Origin of the sequence: Curtobacterium sp. UNCCL20, from assembly GCF_900101675.1 — a bacterium.
Lineage (GTDB): Bacteria > Actinomycetota > Actinomycetes > Actinomycetales > Microbacteriaceae > Curtobacterium.
In genome coordinates this window covers 742,276-759,328 of the sequence record NZ_FNKG01000001.1, presented here as the reverse complement: position 1 = coordinate 759,328, position 17,053 = coordinate 742,276, and the positions used below count along the sequence as shown (strand labels likewise).

Sequence of the window (17,053 nt, the reverse complement as noted above, 5' to 3'; positions counted from 1 at the left end):
GCGCAGGACCCACCGGGCGTGCAACAACTCCGCGTACCATGGGCGCAATGGATTCGCTCGACCACCGCATCCTGGACCAGCTCCGGGAGAACGCCCGTGCCGGCTACGGCGACATCGGGTCGGTGGTCGGACTCTCGGCATCGGCCGTCAAGCGTCGCGTCGACCGGCTCGTGGGCGACGGGGTCATCCAGGGCTTCACGATCAAGGTCGACCCCGCTGTCGAGGACCGCGGCACCGAGGCCTGGGTCGAGCTCTACTGCCGCGGCACGGTCTCCCCCGACGAGCTCCGCTCGCTGCTCGACACGGTCCCCGAGGTCATCGACGCCGGCACCGTCACCGGCAGCGCCGACGCGGTCGTGCACATGCGCTCGAAGGACCTGTCTGCGCTCGAGGAAGCGCTCGACAAGGTCCGGCTCGCCCCGCAGGTGGACCACACGCGGTCCGCGATCGTGCTCTCCAAGCTGGTGAGTCGCGAGACCGCGTAACGTCCGGCGCATGGGACGGAAGACGGCCTGGAGGCGCGCATCGCCTCCCACGGGATCGCGTGCCGCCCGACGGCTGGTCACCGCTGCGAGCCTCGCGTACGTCGCGAACTGCCTCTGGGGCACCGCGGTCGCGGTGCGTCTGATCCGGACGAAGAAGCTCCGCGTCGTGCACCACGGCCTGTTCGTCGTGACCGCCACGCTCACCGGCGTCGCGGCGACCACCCCGGTCTGGACCCGCGACCGGAGCGCACTCTTCCTGCTGCCCGCACTCGTCCCGCTGGGAGTCGCCCCCCGAACGAACCCGCGCTCCGGAGCACACTGGAGAGTCGCGGTCGCCGCCGCGCCGTCCTACCTCGGGGCGCTCCTGTCGCGGCGCTGACCGACAGGAAGGACAGCAGTGGAGCTCTTCGAGGCGATCCGACGCCGACGCACGACCAACGGACCGTTCCTGCCGGACCCGGTCTCCCAGGAACACCAGCGGTTGCTCATGGAGCTGGCCGGCCGGGCTCCGTCCCAACTGAACAGCCAGCCGTGGCGGTTCGTGCTCATCGAGGAGCGCGAGACGATCGACCGCGTGGCTGAGATCAGTGGCAGCTCGATGACCCGGACCATGGCCGAGGGCACGTTCTTCGAACGGTACAAGCCGTACTTCCGGTTCTCACAGGCCGAGATGGACGAGCGGCGCGACGGGATGCTGTTCGACAAGCTGCCCGGGCCGCTCAAGCCGTTCACGAAGCAGGTGTTCACCAAGCGCGGGCAGCTGCTCATGAACACGCTGCGGGTGCCGCACACCCTCGGTGAGGAGAACCGGAAGCTCGTCGCCGGGTCGCCGCTCCTCCTCGGTGTGATGCTCGACCGGCACGAGTACCGGAAGGAGGAGCTCTCCGGCTTCTACTCGGTGTTCAGCATGGGCGCGGCGATGGAGAACATCTGGCTCGCCACCACCGAGCTCGGCCTCGGCATCCAGTTCGTGTCCTTCCCGATGGAGACCCCCGGTGCGTGGGAGGAGATCGAGGGTCTGCTGCACGTGCCGGACTCGCTCGAACTGATGGCCGTGTACCGGCTCGGTTACCTGCCGCCCGAACGACGACGGCCCGCGATCGACTGGACCTCGAGCGAGCGGAAGCGCCCCTCGCAGTACGTGTTCCGCGGGACCTGCGACACCCCGCAGCAGGGGTGGGACGACGCACCCGTCGCCGGCCACATCGCCCCGGAGGTGACCACCTCGTGACCGACGCCCGACCCACCGGAGCCCCGCCAGTCGCCCCGGGCCTCACCGGACGTCCCTGGATCGAACAGGCGTGGCGCGACGTCGTCTTCGTGCACTGGCGCGTCGACGTGTCGGCGGTCGCACCGCTGCTGCCGGCGGGGACCCGGCCGGACACCCTCGGCGTCGACGGCACCGACGACGGGGTGACCACCTGGGTGGGCCTCATCGCGTTCCGGTTCGAGGACACCCGGTTCCCGCCCGTCTCGGTGGGGAGCATCGGCGACTTCGTCGAGATCAACGTCCGCGTCTACACGGTCGACGACCGTGGCCAGCACGGCGTCGTGTTCCTGTCGCTCGACGCCGGCAAGCTCGCACCGACCCTCGGAGCGCGCGTCGCGACCGGCCTGCCGTACCGGTGGGCGATCGCCGAGCAGCGGAGCCACGACGGCCGCGTCGCGTACGCGATGCGTCGGCACGGCACGCACCTGCGGTCCCTGCTGGACGTCCGGGTCGAGGAGCCGATCCCCGAACCGACAGCGCTGGAGACCTTCCTCACCGCACGCTGGGGCATGCACGTGCGAAGGGGCGGACGGACCCGGTTCTGGCCGAACGAGCACGAGTCGTGGCCACTCCACCGCGCATCGGTCGTGTCGCTGCGCGACGACCTGATCGGTGCCGCCGGACTGCCGCTCGGCCTGACCACGCTCGAGCCGGACTCGGTGCTGTACTCCCCCGGCGTGACCACCCGGTTCGGTCTCGGTCGCTGACCTCGCCGAGCGGGCAGCGCTGCTGGGACCGCTCGCGGCGCGTCCTCAGTACGTTCCGAGTGGTGACAGGTGCATCCGAGGACGTCCGCCGCCGCGCCGGGTGGCTCCCCGCCGAGCAGGCCCACCTCGAGTCGTGGTTGCGCGGTCAGCGTGACCGGCTCGCCGACCGTGACCCGGACCAGGTACTGCACCCCGCAGTCGCCGCGCTCCGCGACGTGATCGAGTCGGACCCGGTGCTCCGCATGGAAGCGAACGAGATGATCGCGCAGGTCCCGAGCGGGCGGGTCTACGCCGAACGCCACCTCGAGAGCGTCGAGGAGCTGCTCGTGCTCATCGACGAGGTCATCCGGAGCGCGCCCGAGTGGTCCGAGGAGCAGATGGTGATGACGCCGCTCGACGGCGTCCTCGACTGGACGAAGGCCACGCCGGCCGGCTTCGCGTTCTACCGGGACCCCCGGGTCAACGACGCGCTGCGCGGTGTGCTCGACGCCTGGTGCACCTTCCTGTCGTCGCCGGAGTCCGCCGACGTCATCGTCGACTCGCCCTCGGGTTGGCGAAGCGACGCCGCACGCCGGGCCGTCGGCATGGACCAGTTCGAGCACGACCCGGACGACGAGCACTGGGGCTTCTCGTCGTGGAACGACTTCTTCACCCGACGGTTCCGCGACGGTGAACGTCCGGTGGCCGCGCCCGACGACGACGCCGTCGTGGTGAGCCCGTGCGAGGCGACCCCGTACCGGATCGCCAGCGGGGTGAAGCGCCGCGACGAGTTCTGGGCGAAGGCCGAGCCGTACTCGCTCGACGAACTGCTCGCGGGCGACGAGTCGGTCGACGCGTTCGTGGACGGCACGGTGTTCCAGGCGTTCCTGAGCGCGGTCGACTACCACCGCTGGCACAGCCCGGTGTCGGGGCGGATCGTGAACGCGTGGCTCCAGCCGGGGACCTACTACTCCGAGGCGGAGTCGCAGGGTGCCGACGCCGCCGAACCGACGCTGTCGCAGGGCTACCTCGCCCACGTCGCCACCCGCGCGATCGTCGTGATCGACGCGGACGACCCAGCCGTGGGACTCATCGCGGTCGTGTTCGTCGGGATGTCGGACGTGTCATCGTGCGTGATCGGGGACGGGATCGAGCCGGGTGCCCACGTTCGGAAGGGCGACGAGCTCGGGTACTTCCAGTTCGGCGGGTCGACCGTGTGCGTGCTGTTCGGGCCGGGGGTCGTGGAGTCGTTCTCGCTCGAGGCCATCCCGCAGGCGCCGGACGAGGCGCCCTCGCTGCTGCACGTGCGGGCGCACCTGGCGACGGCGCGTCGGGGGTCGGCCGGCTGAGGTCAGCGCCGTGGCGCGCTCGCGGCCCGGCGGAACTGGACGACGGCCACGACGACCGACACCAGAGCGACGGCACCGCCGCCGCCCACCCAGACGGACACGCGGTGCTGCGGGACGTCGGGCAGCGCGACGCCGAGGAGCACGAGGACGATCGCGACGCTCCCCGTCACGACCGAACCCCACGCGAGCGTGAGTCGGTCGATGCGCGGCACCGATCGGGCGAAGCGGAAGACCTGCGCGGTGGCGCCGAGCACGCCGACCGCCACACCGACCGAGGCGCCGACGACGAGGCTCGCGCTCGCCACCGCCACAGCGACGGTCACCCCCGTGGTGATGCGTGCGACGTGCGCGCGCCACGCGGCCTCGAGCGTCTGCTCGTCGTGCGCGGTACGTCCGGTGACGAAGAGCACGACCGCGGCACCGGCCACCACGGCCGCGGTGGGGATCCAGATGGTCGCCGTGAACCGGTCGCCGAACACGATCTCCACCACGACGAGCGACACGGCGGGCGCTCTGGTCACACCCGTCGGGGGACACCGGCTGAGTGACGGCGGACCGCGGCTGCGTACAACTGGGCGCATGACACGTGTGGCAGTGGTGACCGGTGGATCCGCAGGACTCGGACGGGCGACCGTCCGGGAGCTCGCCTCCCGGGGGTGGGACGTGGCCGTCCTCGCTCGCGGGCAGGAGGGCGTCGACGCCGCCGTCGCCGAGGTCGAGGCCGCCGGCCGCCGTGGGCTCGCCCTCGTGGCCGACGTCTCCGACCGCGACGCCGTGGAAGCCGCTGCCGACCGTGTCGAGCGGGAGCTCGGGCCGATCGACCTGTGGGTGAACGGCGTGATGGTCGGCGTGTTCGGGAAGTTCCTCGACACCGCGCCGGAGGACTTCGAGCGCGCCCTGCACGTCACCTACCTCGGGTTCGTGAACGGCACGCGAGCGGCGCTGTCCCGGATGGTGCCGCGCGACCGCGGTCAGGTGATCCAGGTCGGCTCCGCGCTGGGCTTCCGCGGCATCCCGCTGCAGGCCGCCTACTGCGGGGCGAAGCACGCCATCGTCGGCTTCACCGAGTCGGTCGTCTCCGAGCTCATCGAGCAGGGCAGCCACGTGCAGGTGTCCCGGGTGGACATGCCGGCGCTCAACACGATCCAGTTCCAGTGGGTGAAGTCGAAGCTGCCGCACCACCCGCAGCCCGTCGCCCCGATCTACCAGCCGGAGGTCGGTGCCCGAGCGATCGCCGCCACCGCCGAACGCCCGCGTCGCCGGACCTGGGTGGGCGAGTCCACGGTGTACACGATCCTCGGCAACCGGATCAGCGGGCGCTTCGCCGACTGGTACGCGGCGAAGACCCTGGTGTCGGGACAGCAGAACCCGGAGAAGGACGGCCTCGAGCTGCGGGACAACCTGTACGAGCCGGTGCCGGGCGACCACGGCGCGCACGGGGTGTTCGACGAGTCGGCGCACGCCTGGTCGCCGCAGACCTGGTGGGTGGAGCACCGTCGGCTCGGCAACGGACTGCTCGGCGCCGTGCTGGGTGCCGCGGGCACCGTCGGCGCCGTCGCCCTCGCGGCGGGACGACGCCGATGACGGCGCGGTCACGGCTCCGCGCTGCGGCGAGGCGGCGGGGACGAGCGGTCGAGTTCGCTCGCGCCGCCCTCGGGGTCTGGCACCTCATGCGTGCCCAGCGTGCCGGTGACCAGCACCCCGTGCTCGACCGCGTCCTCGGTGTCCGGCAGCTCGCGCAGGCTGCCGTGGTGCTCCGTGCGGGCACGGCGGACGCCCACACGGCCAGTGCGCTGGTGGATGCCGCACACGGGGTGACGATGGTGCCCCTCGCGGTGCTCGATCCCCGAGGGCGCCGGTTCGCCTGCGGGCAACTCTGGATCGCGCTGGCGCTGACGATCGCCGAGGTCGCCGTGGTCGGCCGCGGACGTGCCGGACGTGATCGTGTCGGGGGCCGTCGGTAGCGTCCTGGGGCATGACCACCACCTACTACGTCGCGTCGTCGCTCGACGGGTTCGTCTCGGCACCCGGTGACGACCTCGACTGGCTGATGCAGTTCGGGTTCGAGCCCTTCCAGGAGCACTACGACCGGTTCTTCGCGGGCGTCGGTGCGATCGTGATGGGCTCGACGACGTACGAGTGGCTGCTCGCCCACGACGACACCTGGGCGTACCCGGACCTGCCGACGTGGGTGTTCACCTCCCGCGAGCTGCCCGTGCCGGACGGCGCCGAGGTGCACTTCGTCTCCGGGTCCGTCGGCGACCACCAGGCCACGCTCGAGCGGGCAGCCGGTGAGCGTGACGTCTGGGTCGTCGGCGGCGGACTCCTGGCGGCGCAGTACCAGCAGGCGGGGCTGCTCGACGAGCTCCGGGTCACCGTGATGCCGATCGCCCTCGGTGCCGGCACGCCGCTGCTGCCGGTGGCGGCGCCCACGCCGGTGTTCGAGCTGGTCGGGACGACCCCGTTCGCCGGCGGCCCGGTCGAGCTCCACTACCGATCTGCGCACTCCCGGTCCTGACGCACACCGCTGCGGCGTAGCGTCCGTGCCATGAGCGACAAGGAACAGACCGAACCCGTCATGGACGGCGCCACCGACGCCACGAACCACGAGAAGCTCCGAGGGCTCATCGAGCAGGTCGACCACGACCACCACGGCGAGGGCGCCGGGGCGATGGCGGACCACCTCCGCGACCGGATGGACGAGACCGGCGTCGAGGACGAGGACGCCGGGGACGCGCAGGACTGAGCCGGATCCGTCCGGCCGGCGCGTGCTCTGACCTGGAGGCGCGACCTACGCGACACGCGCACGGAACGTGCGCAGCGCCTCCAGGTCGTCAGCGTCGAGACCGGACCGTTCGACGAACCGGTCGACGTCGAACCCGTCGAGCGCGGCGCGGAACGCGCCCTCGACCGTCGTGCCGTGCTCCGCGCACAGCGCCTCGATCCGCTGTTCGTTCGACGGGACCCCGATCGACGCCAGCAGCGCCGGGGCGTTCTCGACGGTCACGAGGTAGTCGCGGACGATCGCCTCGGGTTCGACACCAGCGATGGTCAGGAGTGCGAGCGCGATGATCCCGGTACGGTCGCGGCCGCCGGCGCAGTGGAAGAGCACGCCACCGGGTTCGGCTCGGGCGATCGCCCGCAGCGCCTGCCCGGACCGTTCGGGCAGCTCGGCGAGGTGCGGCCCGTAGTACAGCGGCGTGCCGACCAGACCGGTCTCCCAGTACGCCTGCCAGAAGGACGGCGCCTGGTCGAGCCCGTCGTGGTCGACGACGACCGTGGTGAGCCGCTCCGGCCGCACACCGGTGTCCTTCGCCGTCTCGGACGGTGCCCGCAGGTCGACGATCGTCCGGATGCCCGCCTCGTACAGCGCGTCCCACCCGGAGCTCGTCAGCCGGTCGACACCCTCGGACCGGAAGACCTGCCCGCTCGGGGTGGTGCCGCCGCCCTGCAGGGGCAGCCCGCCGAGGTCACGGCCGTTGAACAGGCCGTCCGCGTGCAGGGTCCTCGGGTCAGACATGCAGCTCGGAGAGGTCGGGGTCGAGGTCACCGAAGCGGTGCGCCGTGATCGACACCGACTGCTCGCGGAGGAAGGGCAGCATCTCGATGATGCCCGACTCGACCACCGGCGCGTCGTGGATCGCCACGTCCGCGCTCGCGCCGAGCGCCTCCTCGAGTGCGAGCGGGTCGCCGCCGATGAGCCGGATGCGTGCGCCCGGTCCCCCGAACGCCGTGTGCTTCGGCCGGTCCTGCCCCTGCGCCAGCACGGTCTCGAGGGCGTCCTGGGGCTCGTCGTCGCCGCTCGACCAGGTGTCCTGGAAGACGGCGCCGGACGCCGCTCGGCGGAGGAACTCGTCGTCGGACTCGACGAGGTGGTCGACGACGTCGAGGGGCGAACGGCTGGAGGCCAGCAGCTGGGTCAGCGGTCCGGGCAGCGGTCGCGCGCTGCTCAGCAGCACGTGGGCGCGGGCGGCGGTCGCGGCGGCGAGCACCCGGACGAGGTCGCCCGCCGAAGCGCGCTCGGCCTGCCGGACGATCACGGACTGCGGGCGCCACTGGAGCACGTTGCGCTCCACCACGAGCCCGGACGGGTCGTGCGACCCCCCGAACTCCGTCTCACGCGCCCGGACGTCGCTGATGGCGCCGGCCCGGACCTGGTCGAACTCCTCGAACGACAGACCGCTCCGTGCGGCCTCGATCACGGCGGTGACGCGCGGCGGCAGACCGTGCAGCTGGATGCTCTTGTGCACGGTGCGCGGGAGGGGTTCCCAGCGGCCGAGCGTCGCGACGTACATCGACCCACCGGCCTTCGTGCCGGTGCCGACGGCTGAGCGCTTCCACCCACCGAAGGGCTGGCGACGGACGATCGCACCGGTGATCCCGCGGTTGACGTACAGGTTGCCGGCCTGCACCCCAGCGATCCAGTCGGCGACCTCGTCCGCGTCGAGCGAGTGGATCCCCGCGGTGAGGCCGTAGTCGGTGCCGTTCTGGATGGCGAGGGCCTGCTCGAGGGTCTCCGCGCGCATGACGCCGAGCACCGGGCCGAAGTACTCGGTCTGGTGGAAGTCGCTGCCGGGACGGACGCCGTCGCGGATGCCCGGGGACCAGAGCCGTCCGGAGTCGTCGAGTGGGACCGGCTGCACGAGCCAGGACTCGCCCGGCCCGAGCTCGGTGAGGCCGGCGCGGAGCTTCCCCGACGGCTCGGCGATCACCGGCCCGACCTGCGCGGTGGGGTCGTCCGGCCACGCGACCCGGAGCGTGCGCGTGGCGTCGACGAGCTGCCGGCGGAACCGCTCGCTCTCGCCGACGGACCCGACCAGGATCACGAGCGACGCGGCGGAGCACTTCTGCCCGGCGTGGCCGAACGCCGACTGCACGATGTCCTGCACCGCGAGGTCGAGGTCGGCCGACGGCGTCACGACGATGGCGTTCTTCCCGCTCGTCTCCGCCGTCAGGGGCAGCCCGGCGCGCCACCACCGGAAGGACCGTGCGGTGTCGGCCGAGCCGGTCAGGATGATCCGGTCGACGGCCGGGTGCGCGATGAGGTCCCGCCCGAGCTGGTCCTCGTCGAGGTCGACGAGCTGCAGGAGCGAGTGCGGCACCCCGGCGTCCCAGAGCACGTCGGCGAGCAGGGCACCGCAGCGCTTCGCCTCGGGTGCGGGCTTGAGGATGACCCCGCTGCCCGCGGCGAGCGCGGCGAGGACCCCGCCGGCGGGGATCGCGACGGGGAAGTTCCACGGGGACACGACCACGGTGAGGCGGGGCGGAACGTACCGGGCGCCGTCGCCGTCGAGGTCGACCAGACGACGGGCGCTCTCGGCGTAGTGGTGGGCGAAGTCGACCGCCTCGCTGACCTCGGAGTCGGCTTCACCGAGGGTCTTGCCGGTCTCCGCCGCCATCACCTCGATGAGGTCGGCGCGGCGCGTCTCCAGCTCGTGCGCGATGAGGTCGAGGAGTTCCGCGCGGTCGGAGGAGTCCTGCCGCCCCCAGTTCACACCGGCCTGGGCGGTGCGGGCGACGATGCGTTCGAGCGTCGAGCGGTCGGCGACCTTCGCCCCGCGGATGGTCTGGGCGCCGAGCTGGGACCGGGGGACCCGACGGAGGACGTCGAGCGCCCAGGCACGGTTGGCGGCGATCGCCGGGTCGGTGTCGGGCGTGTTCTCGAAGGCGATCGGGTGGGCGGGCTCGCCGAGCGGTGTGTGCCGGTCCTGCGTGCGGTGCGTGGCCGGCACCGGTTCGTCGAGGGCCTCGATCGACGCCTGCCACCGGCCGCGCTCGCGGTCGAAGACGCTCTCGTCGTGGTCGATGTCCTCGGCGCTGGCGATGAAGTTCTCGGGGTTCGCGCTCTCCTGCAGCCGCCGGGCGAGGTACGAGATCGCGGAGTCGAACTGGTCCGGCTGCACGACGGGCGTGTACAGGAGCACCTGGCCGACGTCGGCACGGACGGCTTCGGCGTGCGTGGCCGCCATGCCGAGCAGCATCTCGACGTCGACCGCGTCGGTGACCCCGCGGCGCTGGGCGAGCACCCACGCGGTGGCGAGGTCGAACAGGTTGTGCCCGGCGACGCCGATCCGCACGGCGTCGGTGCGTTCCGGCGTCAGCGCGGTGTCGAGCATCCGGAGGTACGCGGTGTCGGTCTCGCGCTTCGAGCCCCACGTCGCCAGCGGCCACTCGTGCAGGATCGCGTCGACCCGCTCCATCGCGAGGTTCGCGCCCTTGACGAGCCGCACCTTGATCGGCGCCCCACCGCGGGTACGGCGGGCACGGGCCCACTCGGTCAGGGAGTCGAGGGCGGCGGCGGTGTCGGGCAGGTACGCCTGCAGCACGATGCCGGCTTCGAGCCCGAGGAACTCGTCGCGGTCGAGCAGGGTCCGGAACACCGCGAGGGTGACGTCGAGGTCGCGGTACTCCTCCATGTCGAGGTTGATGAACTTCGGCACGGGCGACGCCGCCGCCAGTCGGTAGAGCGGCACGAGTCGGTCGACGACCCGTTCGACGGTCTGGTCGAACGCCCACATCGACAGCTGCGGCACCACCGAGCTCACCTTGATGGAGACGTAGTCGACGTCGTCCCGCGCGAGGAGGTCCATCGTCCCCTGCAGCCGGCGGTCGCTCTCCGCGCTGCCGAGGACGGCTTCGCCGAGCAGGTTCACGTTCAGCCGGGTGCCGGGTCCGCCGACCTTCGCGAGCGCCGGTCCGAGCTTCGCCGGGGTCGCGTCGATGACGAGGTGCCCGGTCATCCGTCGCAGGATCTTCCGCGCGGTGGGGATGACCGCCCACGGCGCCATCGTGGCGAAGCCGCCACCGAGCGTCACCGCGCCGCGGAGGTACCAGGCGAGGAAGTCCGGGACGTCCTGGCTGACCTTCTCGAGGTTGCGTGCGGCGACCCGCGGGTCCTCGGGGCGGATCACCTTGTCGACGAACCCGCGCGTGAAGTCGAGACCGTGCTCGTCCCGGAGCGCGGCTGCCAGGCGGGCGGCCCCCGGGTCGGCCTTCAGCCCCGCGGACGCGGACAGCCACCGACGCACGAGGGCGACGGCGTCGTCGGTGCAGTCCTGCAGTCGGGCGCTCGGCATGCACCGATCGTATGCCGCGCCACCGACCGCACCTCGGAGCGAGCCGTGCGCGCCCCGCGAGTCATCCGTGCGGATGATCATGGAAGCAGGAGAGCCGGAGATCGATACGCTGGCGCCATGTCGAAGCAGGGCGCCGAAGGCCACGACTGGGCCACGTGGGACGCCTACCACGACGTGTGGCGGCGGCTCGACCGTGCGCTGGACCAGGCCGTGCAGCAGGGGGCGGGGATCTCGATCCCGGAGTTCGAGATCCTCATCGGGCTGCACCGGGCGCCGGACCACCGGTTGCGGGTCCGCGACATCTCCGCGGGCATCGGCTGGGAGAAGTCACGGGTCAGCCACCAGGTGACGCGCATGGTCTCCCGCGGCCTGGTGGAGCGGGCGGACTGCCCGACCGACGGCCGTGGCAGCTGGGTGGACATGACCCCGGACGGTCGGCGCGCGGTGCTCGCCGGCATCCGCGCGCACACGCGTGCGCTCGAGGAGCTGTTCTGGAGGCCCGTGGGGACCGACGCCGAGACGCTGCGGTCCGTCTCCGCGCGCGTCCAGGACGCCATCGGTCCGGATGAGTCCGAGCCACAGCCCGACGAGTGACCACGCACCCGGGCGGGTGAGCCCGGGCTCCGGCGCCGACTAGAGGTCGACGTCGGCGAGCGCGCCGCTCGCACCCCGGAGGCGCACCTGCACGCTCGCGATGTCCGACCGCGGGATGTCCGTCGACGCCGACAGCCCTCGGGCGTCGGCGCCCGCGGCCGTCCACGACGCCACCGTCTGCTCGGAACCGTCGGTGCGCACCACGACGAGGTCGTAGAGCACCGACCCGTCCGCCGACCACGTCTTCCCGCCGTAGGAGCACCCCCAGTCGAACCGGGTGCCCCACTGCTCCCCGCTGACCGCGAGGTCGACGTCGAGGCCGCGTTCACCGACCATGGCGTACCGGTCGGTGGCCGTGCTCGCGGACGGCGCTGACCCGGCCTGCACGCTGCCACGATCGGCAGCCGTGCCGACCGCGAGCCCACCGAGGACCGCCGCGACCACCGCGAGCCCCGCGGTGGTGGCGACCCAGACGCGGCGGTGACGCCGACGGTGTCGAACGCGGTGCGCGACCGAGGCGAGCGTGTTCTCGGAACGCGTGTCGGGCCTCCCGTCCGGTGCTGCGATCTCGATCGCCTGGTCCGCCGGCAACTTGCCCAGCAGGCCGGGCAGGCCGACCAGCTCGGCGACGGCGGCCGTGCAGCGGTCGCACGTCTCGAGGTGCCGCTCGTACGCCAGCCGCTCGTCGGGCGGGAGTGAACCGAGCACGTACGCAGCGTCCCACTCCGCGAAGTGCTCGTGCGCTGCCCTGTCGTCCGTCATCGGGTCACTCCTCGTTCCTGCAGTGCGAGCCGCAATGCCCGCAGTCCGTAGTGCAGCCGCGACTTCGCGGTGCCCTCCGGGATGTCGTGTCGTCGTGCGATCTCGGGCACGGTGTGGCCGAGCCAGTACGCGTCGACCACCACGCGACGGTGGTCGGGCGAGAGCGACGCGAGCGCGTCCGCCACCACGATGCGGTCGAGGACCGCGTCGGTCCGGTCCGACTCGGCACGGTCGACCGGCTGCTCGGTTCCGTGCTCACGCCGGTTGCGCGCCGAACGCGCGTCGTCGATGACCAGGTTCCGCGCCACCGTGAACAGCCACGCACGGGCGCTGTCCGGGGTCCGTTCGAGCACCGCGGGACGCTGCCACGCGCGCACCATCGTCTCCTGCACGACGTCCTCGACCGCGGAGCCGTCCCGCGTCAGGTGCCGGACGTACCGGGTCAGCGCGTCACCGTGCTCGGTGTAGAGCGCCCGGAGCAGCTCGTCGGCGGATCGGCTCGTCACGGTCACTTCCCGAGGTCGAGGGAGAACTCGACCGAGCCCTTCCCGTCCACCTTCACGAAACCGAGGGAGGGTGCCTGGACGCCGTAGTCGGAGAAGGTGATCGGCACCGACCCGGCGACCTGCACGGTCCCGCCCTCGGCGACCGCGACCTGCGCGTCCGCGGTGACCGGCTGCTCGACGCCGTGCAGTTCCATCGTGCCGGTCAGGGTGACGTCCTGTTTCGTGCCGTCCAGCGCCTTCGAGACGTCCACCGGCTTCGTCAGCGTGAACGTCGCCGTCGGGAACCGGTCCGTCTGCAGCGCCGTCGACCGGAAGTACTCGTCGCGAGCGGACTCGGGAGTGCTGATCTTCGCGACCTGCACCGTGACGGTCGCCTTCGTGAGGGAGCCGCCGTCGACCTCGGCGGTGCCCTTGACGTCCTTCGTGCGTCCGACCACGTTCACATCCTGGCCCTGCAGGACCTCGTGCACCCGGTACCCGGCGAACGACGTGCCCGTGCTCGTCCAGGTGCCGTCCGCGTCCGAGGCCGCGAGGCTCGACGACGAGGTCGGCGCGAGGGAGGGCGCGGCCTCGGCCTGCCCGTTGACGGTGTTCGCGTAGATGACCGGGCCGGCGATCGCGGCGGCTGCGGCGATGACGACGACGCCGGTGGAGATGCCGATGATGACCTTGGTGCGTGTGCGGAGTCCCATACCCCGACGACGAGGTGGCGGGACGGATCGTTCACCGGAGATCGGAACTCACCCGACGCCTTCGCTCGACACCCGCCAACCGTCGACGTGGTGGCGGAGGCAGAGCCCCCACGTGTACGGCCCCGGAGTCATCCCGGTGGCACCGGACTGCCGCATCCCGTAGTCGAAGCACTGCTCAGGAGCGGAGCGGGCGGACAGGCTGCGCAGGGTCGTCCACGAGGACATCGTGGGGTCGCCCTCGCCGGTCCACTGCGTCCAGAGGCTGGCCGGGCACCAGGCCGTGTCATCCGGTGCGGACAGCGCTCGCATCCCGTGACAGTCCCGACGGACGGCAGCGTCGAGGAACGCCCGCGCGACGGTTGCGGCCGAGGCGTCCGACGACGGGAGCGGCGCGGAGGGACCGGAACGTCCGGGGACGGTGACCACGACGACGCCGGCGAGGGCGACCGCGGCGAGCGCCGTGGCGAGGACGAGCGGGATGCGGCGCACGGGGTCAGGATCGCACGGGGGTGCGGCGACCGCCAGGCGAGCGTGGAGCGCGACCGCCAGGCGACCGTGGCATGGTCGATCCGTGCAGAACTCCACCACCGTCGTCATCGCCGGCTGCGGCGACCTCGGGACCGAAGCCGGGCTCCGCTTCGCCGAACAGAGCCACACCGTGATCGGTCTCCGGCGCCGCGCCGAGCTCCTCCCCGCGCCGATCGTCGGCCGGAGCACCGACCTCCGTCGTGACATCCCGGAGATCCCCGCCGACACCGCGGTGGTCGTCGTCGCCCTCGCCGCCGGCAGCCGTGCCGTCGACGAGTACCGCGCCACCTACGTCGACGGGCTCCGCAACGTGCTCGACGGCATCGATGCCTCCGCGGCCGACCCGCGTGTGATCGTGGTCTCCTCCACCGCGGTCTACGACGTGGCCGACGGCAGCGAGGTCACCGAGGAGACCCCGGCTCGGGGTGGCACCCCGACCGCAGCCGTGCTGGTCGAGGCAGAGGCCCTGCTGCGGGAGCGTGCGCCGGATGCCGTCCTGCTCCGACTGTCCGGGGTGTACGGGCCCGGTCGCGAGCGACTGATCGACCAGGTCCGGTCGGGGTCCGCACGACTCGCGTCGGGTACATCGCCGCACACGAACCGGATCCACCGGGACGACGCGGCCGCTGCGCTCGTGCACCTGGCGGCACTGCCCGACCCGGCGCCGCTCTACCTCGGCACGGACGACGAGCCGAGCCGCCTGGACGACGTGCTGCGGTTCCTGGCGGAGGAGCTGGGGCAGCCCGAGCCCGAGCGGGGCGACGGCGACGCACGCCAGGCGGGCGGCGACAAGCGGCTGTCGAACGCGCTGCTCCGCTCGACGGGCTGGACCCCGCGCTACCCGACGTTCCGCGAGGGCTACCGCGCCGTCATCGCGGGCGACGGCGCGCGCCACCCGTAGCGGCTCGCCCCACACGAGCCCACACGAGCCCGCACGAGCTCGCCGAGCTCGCCGAGCTCGCAAGACACCGGTGTTCGCAGATCGAACCCCCGCATGCCCGGGTTCGGCGCACGAACACCGGTGCTTTGCGGCTCCGGCAGCCGGGCTAGTGGTACCGGTGGTCCTGGATCGTCATCCGCGGACCGAACGACGGCTTCCGGAAGCCGGAGCCGCCGATGAGCCGCACGACCCGCTCCCGGTGTCCCCGCCACGGTTCGAGCAGTTCGAGCATCCCGTCGTCGTCGACCGGGCCGCCGGTCAGCGCCCACCCGACGAGCGCGGGCACGTGGTAGTCCCCGACGCTCGGGGAGTCCGGGTCGCCGTGGGCACGCTGCGCGGTCTCGGCAGCGGTCCACTTCCCGATGCCCGGGATCGACTGCAGCCGCGTGGACACCTCGTCGCCGCCACGACCGAGCGCGAGCGTCCGTTCGAGTGCCGGAGCGACCCGGACGGCACGCATGACGGTGGCGGAGCGACCCGGTTCGATGCCGGCGCGGTGCCACTCCCAGCTCGGGATCCGCGCCCACTCGGCGGCGGAGGGCGGCACCACCATGCCGACGGGCGCCGGCCCCGGAGCCGGTGTGCCGTACCGCCGGAGGAGGTACCGCCACGCTCCCCAGGCCTGCCGGGACGTGACCTTCTGCTCCATGATCGCCGGCACGAGCATCGCGAACACGGTGTTCGTGCGGAGCAGCCGCAGACCCGGTTGCCGGTGTCGCGCGGCGGCGAGGAACTCGTGTCCGGAGACGTCGAGCGACGACCAGTCGTCCCCGCGGCCGAGCAGCTCCGGTGCGTGTGCGACGGCCCACTCGGCGCCGTCCCCCCACGCCGACACCGCGATCTCGGCACCGGTCGGCCGGACCGCGACGGAGGCCGGACCCCCGGGCGTCCGGAGCGCGAGCCACACGATGGACCCGACCACCCTGAAGGCGGGGTCCCCCGAGCCACGTTGCAGGGGCCGCAGGGTCGACGCGACGTCCACCGCGCCTCCAGGCCGGTACACCGTGTCGACACGCGACGCGTCGACGGACGCGGCGGAAGCGAGCAGGGACACCCCAGGATGGTAATGCGGAACCACCGTCAGTCATGATGGGGCTGTCCCTCCGCCCGACGACGACCACGGAGTCCCCATGCGCATCGGCATCCTCACGTCCGGAGGCGACTGCCCCGGCCTGAACGCGGTCATCCGCGGCATCGTCCTCAAGGGCATCGCCATCTACGGACACGACTTCGTCGGTTTCCGGGACGGCTGGCGCGGTGTCGTCGACGGCGACATCGTCCCGCTGGGCCGCAAGGACATCCAGGGGATCGCGAAGCAGGGCGGCACGATCCTCGGGACGAGCCGCACGAACCCGTTCGAGGGCCCGAACGGCGGTGTCGAGAACATCGAGAAGACGCTCGCGCGGCACGGCATCGACGCCATCGTCGCGATCGGTGGTGAGGGCACCCTGGCCGCGGCGAAGCGCCTCACCGACGCGGGGCTGAAGATCGTCGGCGTCCCGAAGACGGTCGACAACGACCTCGGCGCGACCGACTACACGTTCGGGTTCGACACCGCTGTCGCGATCGCGACCGAGGCGATGGACCGCCTGCGCACCACCGGTGAGTCGCACTCGCGCTGCATGGTCGCCGAGGTGATGGGCCGGCACGTCGGCTGGATCGCACTGCACTCGGGGATGGCGGCGGGCGCGCACGCGATCCTCATCCCGGAGCAGAAGACGAGCATGGAGCAGATCGCGAACTGGGTGCGGGCCGCGTACGACCGTGGGCGTGCACCGCTCGTCGTGGTCGCCGAGGGCTTCGTCCCCGACCACGAGGACAACGCGCACACGGAGCGCGGTCTGGACGCCTTCGGACGGCCGCGGTTGGGTGGGATCGGGGAGCGCCTCGCGCCGCTCATCGAGGAGATGACGGGCATCGAGACGCGTGCGACGACGCTCGGGCACATCCAGCGGGGTGGCACGCCGACGGCGTACGACCGGGTGCTGTCGACGCGGCTGGGCCTGGCGGCCATCGACTCGGTGGTCGAGGAGCGCTGGGGCCGGATGGTCGCGCTGCAGGGCACGGACATCGTGCACGTGTCGTTCGAGGACGCCCTGGGCGCGCTGAAGACCGTTCCGCAGGACCGGTACGACGAAGCCGCCATCATGTTCGGCTAGAGCGGT

20 protein-coding genes are annotated in these 17,053 nt (G+C 72.3%); 12 read left to right on the top strand and 8 right to left on the bottom strand.

Annotation, left to right across the window (positions count from 1 at the left end):
- Positions 1 to 47 precede the first annotated feature (47 nt).
- The 5 genes from BLT36_RS03800 to BLT36_RS03780 all read left to right on the top strand — a co-directional run bounded on the left by BLT36_RS03800 (position 48) and on the right by BLT36_RS03780 (position 3,790).
- Complete coding sequence (locus BLT36_RS03800; protein WP_071293350.1) at positions 48 to 485, top strand: Lrp/AsnC family transcriptional regulator; 438 nt, start codon at positions 48 to 50, stop codon at positions 483 to 485.
- A gap of 10 nt (positions 486 to 495) precedes the next feature.
- On the top strand, positions 496 to 864 hold the full coding sequence (locus BLT36_RS03795; protein ID WP_092092058.1) for a hypothetical protein: 369 nt from the start codon (positions 496 to 498) through the stop codon (positions 862 to 864).
- Positions 865 to 882: 18 nt separating this feature from the next.
- Positions 883 to 1,716: a nitroreductase family protein gene (locus tag BLT36_RS03790; protein WP_092092057.1), complete on the top strand. Its 834-nt coding sequence runs from the start codon at positions 883 to 885 to the stop codon at positions 1,714 to 1,716.
- Entirely contained in the window at positions 1,713 to 2,462 is a 750-nt protein-coding gene (locus tag BLT36_RS03785; protein WP_092092055.1) for a YqjF family protein, read from the top strand. The genes BLT36_RS03790 and BLT36_RS03785 overlap by 4 nt, the downstream gene beginning before the upstream one ends.
- A 62-nt stretch (positions 2,463 to 2,524) precedes the next feature.
- The gene (locus BLT36_RS03780) at positions 2,525 to 3,790 is read left to right on the top strand and encodes a phosphatidylserine decarboxylase family protein (RefSeq protein WP_139166351.1); all 1,266 of its coding nucleotides are present in this window, start codon (positions 2,525 to 2,527) and stop codon (positions 3,788 to 3,790) included.
- Positions 3,791 to 3,792: 2 nt separating this feature from the next.
- Here BLT36_RS03780 and BLT36_RS03775 read toward each other — a convergent pair whose 3' ends face one another.
- Positions 3,793 to 4,311, bottom strand: coding sequence for a hypothetical protein (locus tag BLT36_RS03775; protein ID WP_139166350.1), 519 nt, complete (start codon positions 4,309 to 4,311; stop codon positions 3,793 to 3,795).
- 58 nt (positions 4,312 to 4,369) lie between these two features.
- Here BLT36_RS03775 and BLT36_RS03770 point away from each other — a divergent pair, with 58 nt between their 5' ends.
- Genes BLT36_RS03770 through BLT36_RS03755 form a run of 4 tightly spaced genes read left to right on the top strand, consistent with a single transcriptional unit; the run spans position 4,370 to position 6,536 of the window.
- Complete coding sequence (locus tag BLT36_RS03770; RefSeq protein ID WP_092092049.1) at positions 4,370 to 5,374, top strand: SDR family oxidoreductase; 1,005 nt, start codon at positions 4,370 to 4,372, stop codon at positions 5,372 to 5,374.
- Positions 5,371 to 5,754 carry a hypothetical protein gene (locus BLT36_RS03765; RefSeq protein ID WP_092092047.1) on the top strand — a complete coding sequence of 128 codons (384 nt, stop codon included), beginning with the start codon at positions 5,371 to 5,373 and terminating at the stop codon, positions 5,752 to 5,754. The genes BLT36_RS03770 and BLT36_RS03765 overlap by 4 nt, the downstream gene beginning before the upstream one ends.
- Positions 5,755 to 5,765: 11 nt before the next feature.
- Positions 5,766 to 6,308: a dihydrofolate reductase family protein gene (locus BLT36_RS03760; RefSeq protein ID WP_092092045.1), complete on the top strand. Its 543-nt coding sequence runs from the start codon at positions 5,766 to 5,768 to the stop codon at positions 6,306 to 6,308.
- A 30-nt stretch (positions 6,309 to 6,338) separates the two neighbouring features.
- Positions 6,339 to 6,536: a hypothetical protein gene (locus tag BLT36_RS03755; protein WP_092092043.1), complete on the top strand. Its 198-nt coding sequence runs from the start codon at positions 6,339 to 6,341 to the stop codon at positions 6,534 to 6,536.
- Positions 6,537 to 6,581: 45 nt separating this feature from the next.
- On the opposite strand, the gene BLT36_RS03750 is transcribed toward BLT36_RS03755, so the two are convergent.
- Positions 6,582 to 7,310, bottom strand: a complete 729-nt coding sequence (locus BLT36_RS03750) for a tyrosine-protein phosphatase (protein WP_092092041.1) — start codon at positions 7,308 to 7,310, stop codon at positions 6,582 to 6,584.
- Entirely contained in the window at positions 7,303 to 10,866 is a 3,564-nt protein-coding gene (locus BLT36_RS03745) for a proline dehydrogenase family protein (protein ID WP_092094291.1), read from the bottom strand. The genes BLT36_RS03750 and BLT36_RS03745 overlap by 8 nt, the downstream gene beginning before the upstream one ends.
- A gap of 117 nt (positions 10,867 to 10,983) precedes the next feature.
- Between BLT36_RS03745 and BLT36_RS03740 the strand changes: the two genes are divergently transcribed.
- Positions 10,984 to 11,460: a MarR family winged helix-turn-helix transcriptional regulator gene (locus BLT36_RS03740; protein ID WP_092092039.1), complete on the top strand. Its 477-nt coding sequence runs from the start codon at positions 10,984 to 10,986 to the stop codon at positions 11,458 to 11,460.
- 39 nt (positions 11,461 to 11,499) lie between these two features.
- Here BLT36_RS03740 and BLT36_RS03735 read toward each other — a convergent pair whose 3' ends face one another.
- From BLT36_RS03735 to BLT36_RS03720, 4 genes are read right to left on the bottom strand one after another with little or no spacing between them, the layout of a single operon-like run.
- A complete protein-coding gene (locus BLT36_RS03735) occupies positions 11,500 to 12,222 on the bottom strand; it encodes an anti-sigma factor (protein ID WP_092092038.1) in 723 nt (240 codons plus the stop codon).
- Positions 12,219 to 12,734 (bottom strand): sigma-70 family RNA polymerase sigma factor, encoded by a 516-nt coding sequence (locus tag BLT36_RS03730; RefSeq protein WP_092092036.1) that lies wholly within the window; start codon positions 12,732 to 12,734, stop codon positions 12,219 to 12,221. Before BLT36_RS03730 ends, BLT36_RS03735 begins: the two co-directional genes overlap by 4 nt.
- On the bottom strand, positions 12,731 to 13,420 hold the full coding sequence (locus BLT36_RS03725) for a YceI family protein (RefSeq protein ID WP_092092034.1): 690 nt from the start codon (positions 13,418 to 13,420) through the stop codon (positions 12,731 to 12,733). The genes BLT36_RS03730 and BLT36_RS03725 overlap by 4 nt, the downstream gene beginning before the upstream one ends.
- Before the next feature lie 48 nt (positions 13,421 to 13,468).
- Entirely contained in the window at positions 13,469 to 13,909 is a 441-nt protein-coding gene (locus tag BLT36_RS03720) for a hypothetical protein (RefSeq protein WP_092092032.1), read from the bottom strand.
- Positions 13,910 to 13,991: 82 nt separating this feature from the next.
- Between BLT36_RS03720 and BLT36_RS03715 the strand changes: the two genes are divergently transcribed.
- Positions 13,992 to 14,849 (top strand): NAD-dependent epimerase/dehydratase family protein, encoded by an 858-nt coding sequence (locus BLT36_RS03715; RefSeq protein ID WP_092092030.1) that lies wholly within the window; start codon positions 13,992 to 13,994, stop codon positions 14,847 to 14,849.
- A gap of 145 nt (positions 14,850 to 14,994) precedes the next feature.
- On the opposite strand, the gene BLT36_RS03710 is transcribed toward BLT36_RS03715, so the two are convergent.
- Complete coding sequence (locus BLT36_RS03710; protein WP_368086363.1) at positions 14,995 to 15,942, bottom strand: DNA-3-methyladenine glycosylase family protein; 948 nt, start codon at positions 15,940 to 15,942, stop codon at positions 14,995 to 14,997.
- Positions 15,943 to 16,018: 76 nt separating this feature from the next.
- Here BLT36_RS03710 and BLT36_RS03705 point away from each other — a divergent pair, with 76 nt between their 5' ends.
- Positions 16,019 to 17,047, top strand: coding sequence for a 6-phosphofructokinase (locus BLT36_RS03705; protein WP_092092028.1), 1,029 nt, complete (start codon positions 16,019 to 16,021; stop codon positions 17,045 to 17,047).
- Positions 17,048 to 17,053: the final 6 nt, after the last annotated feature.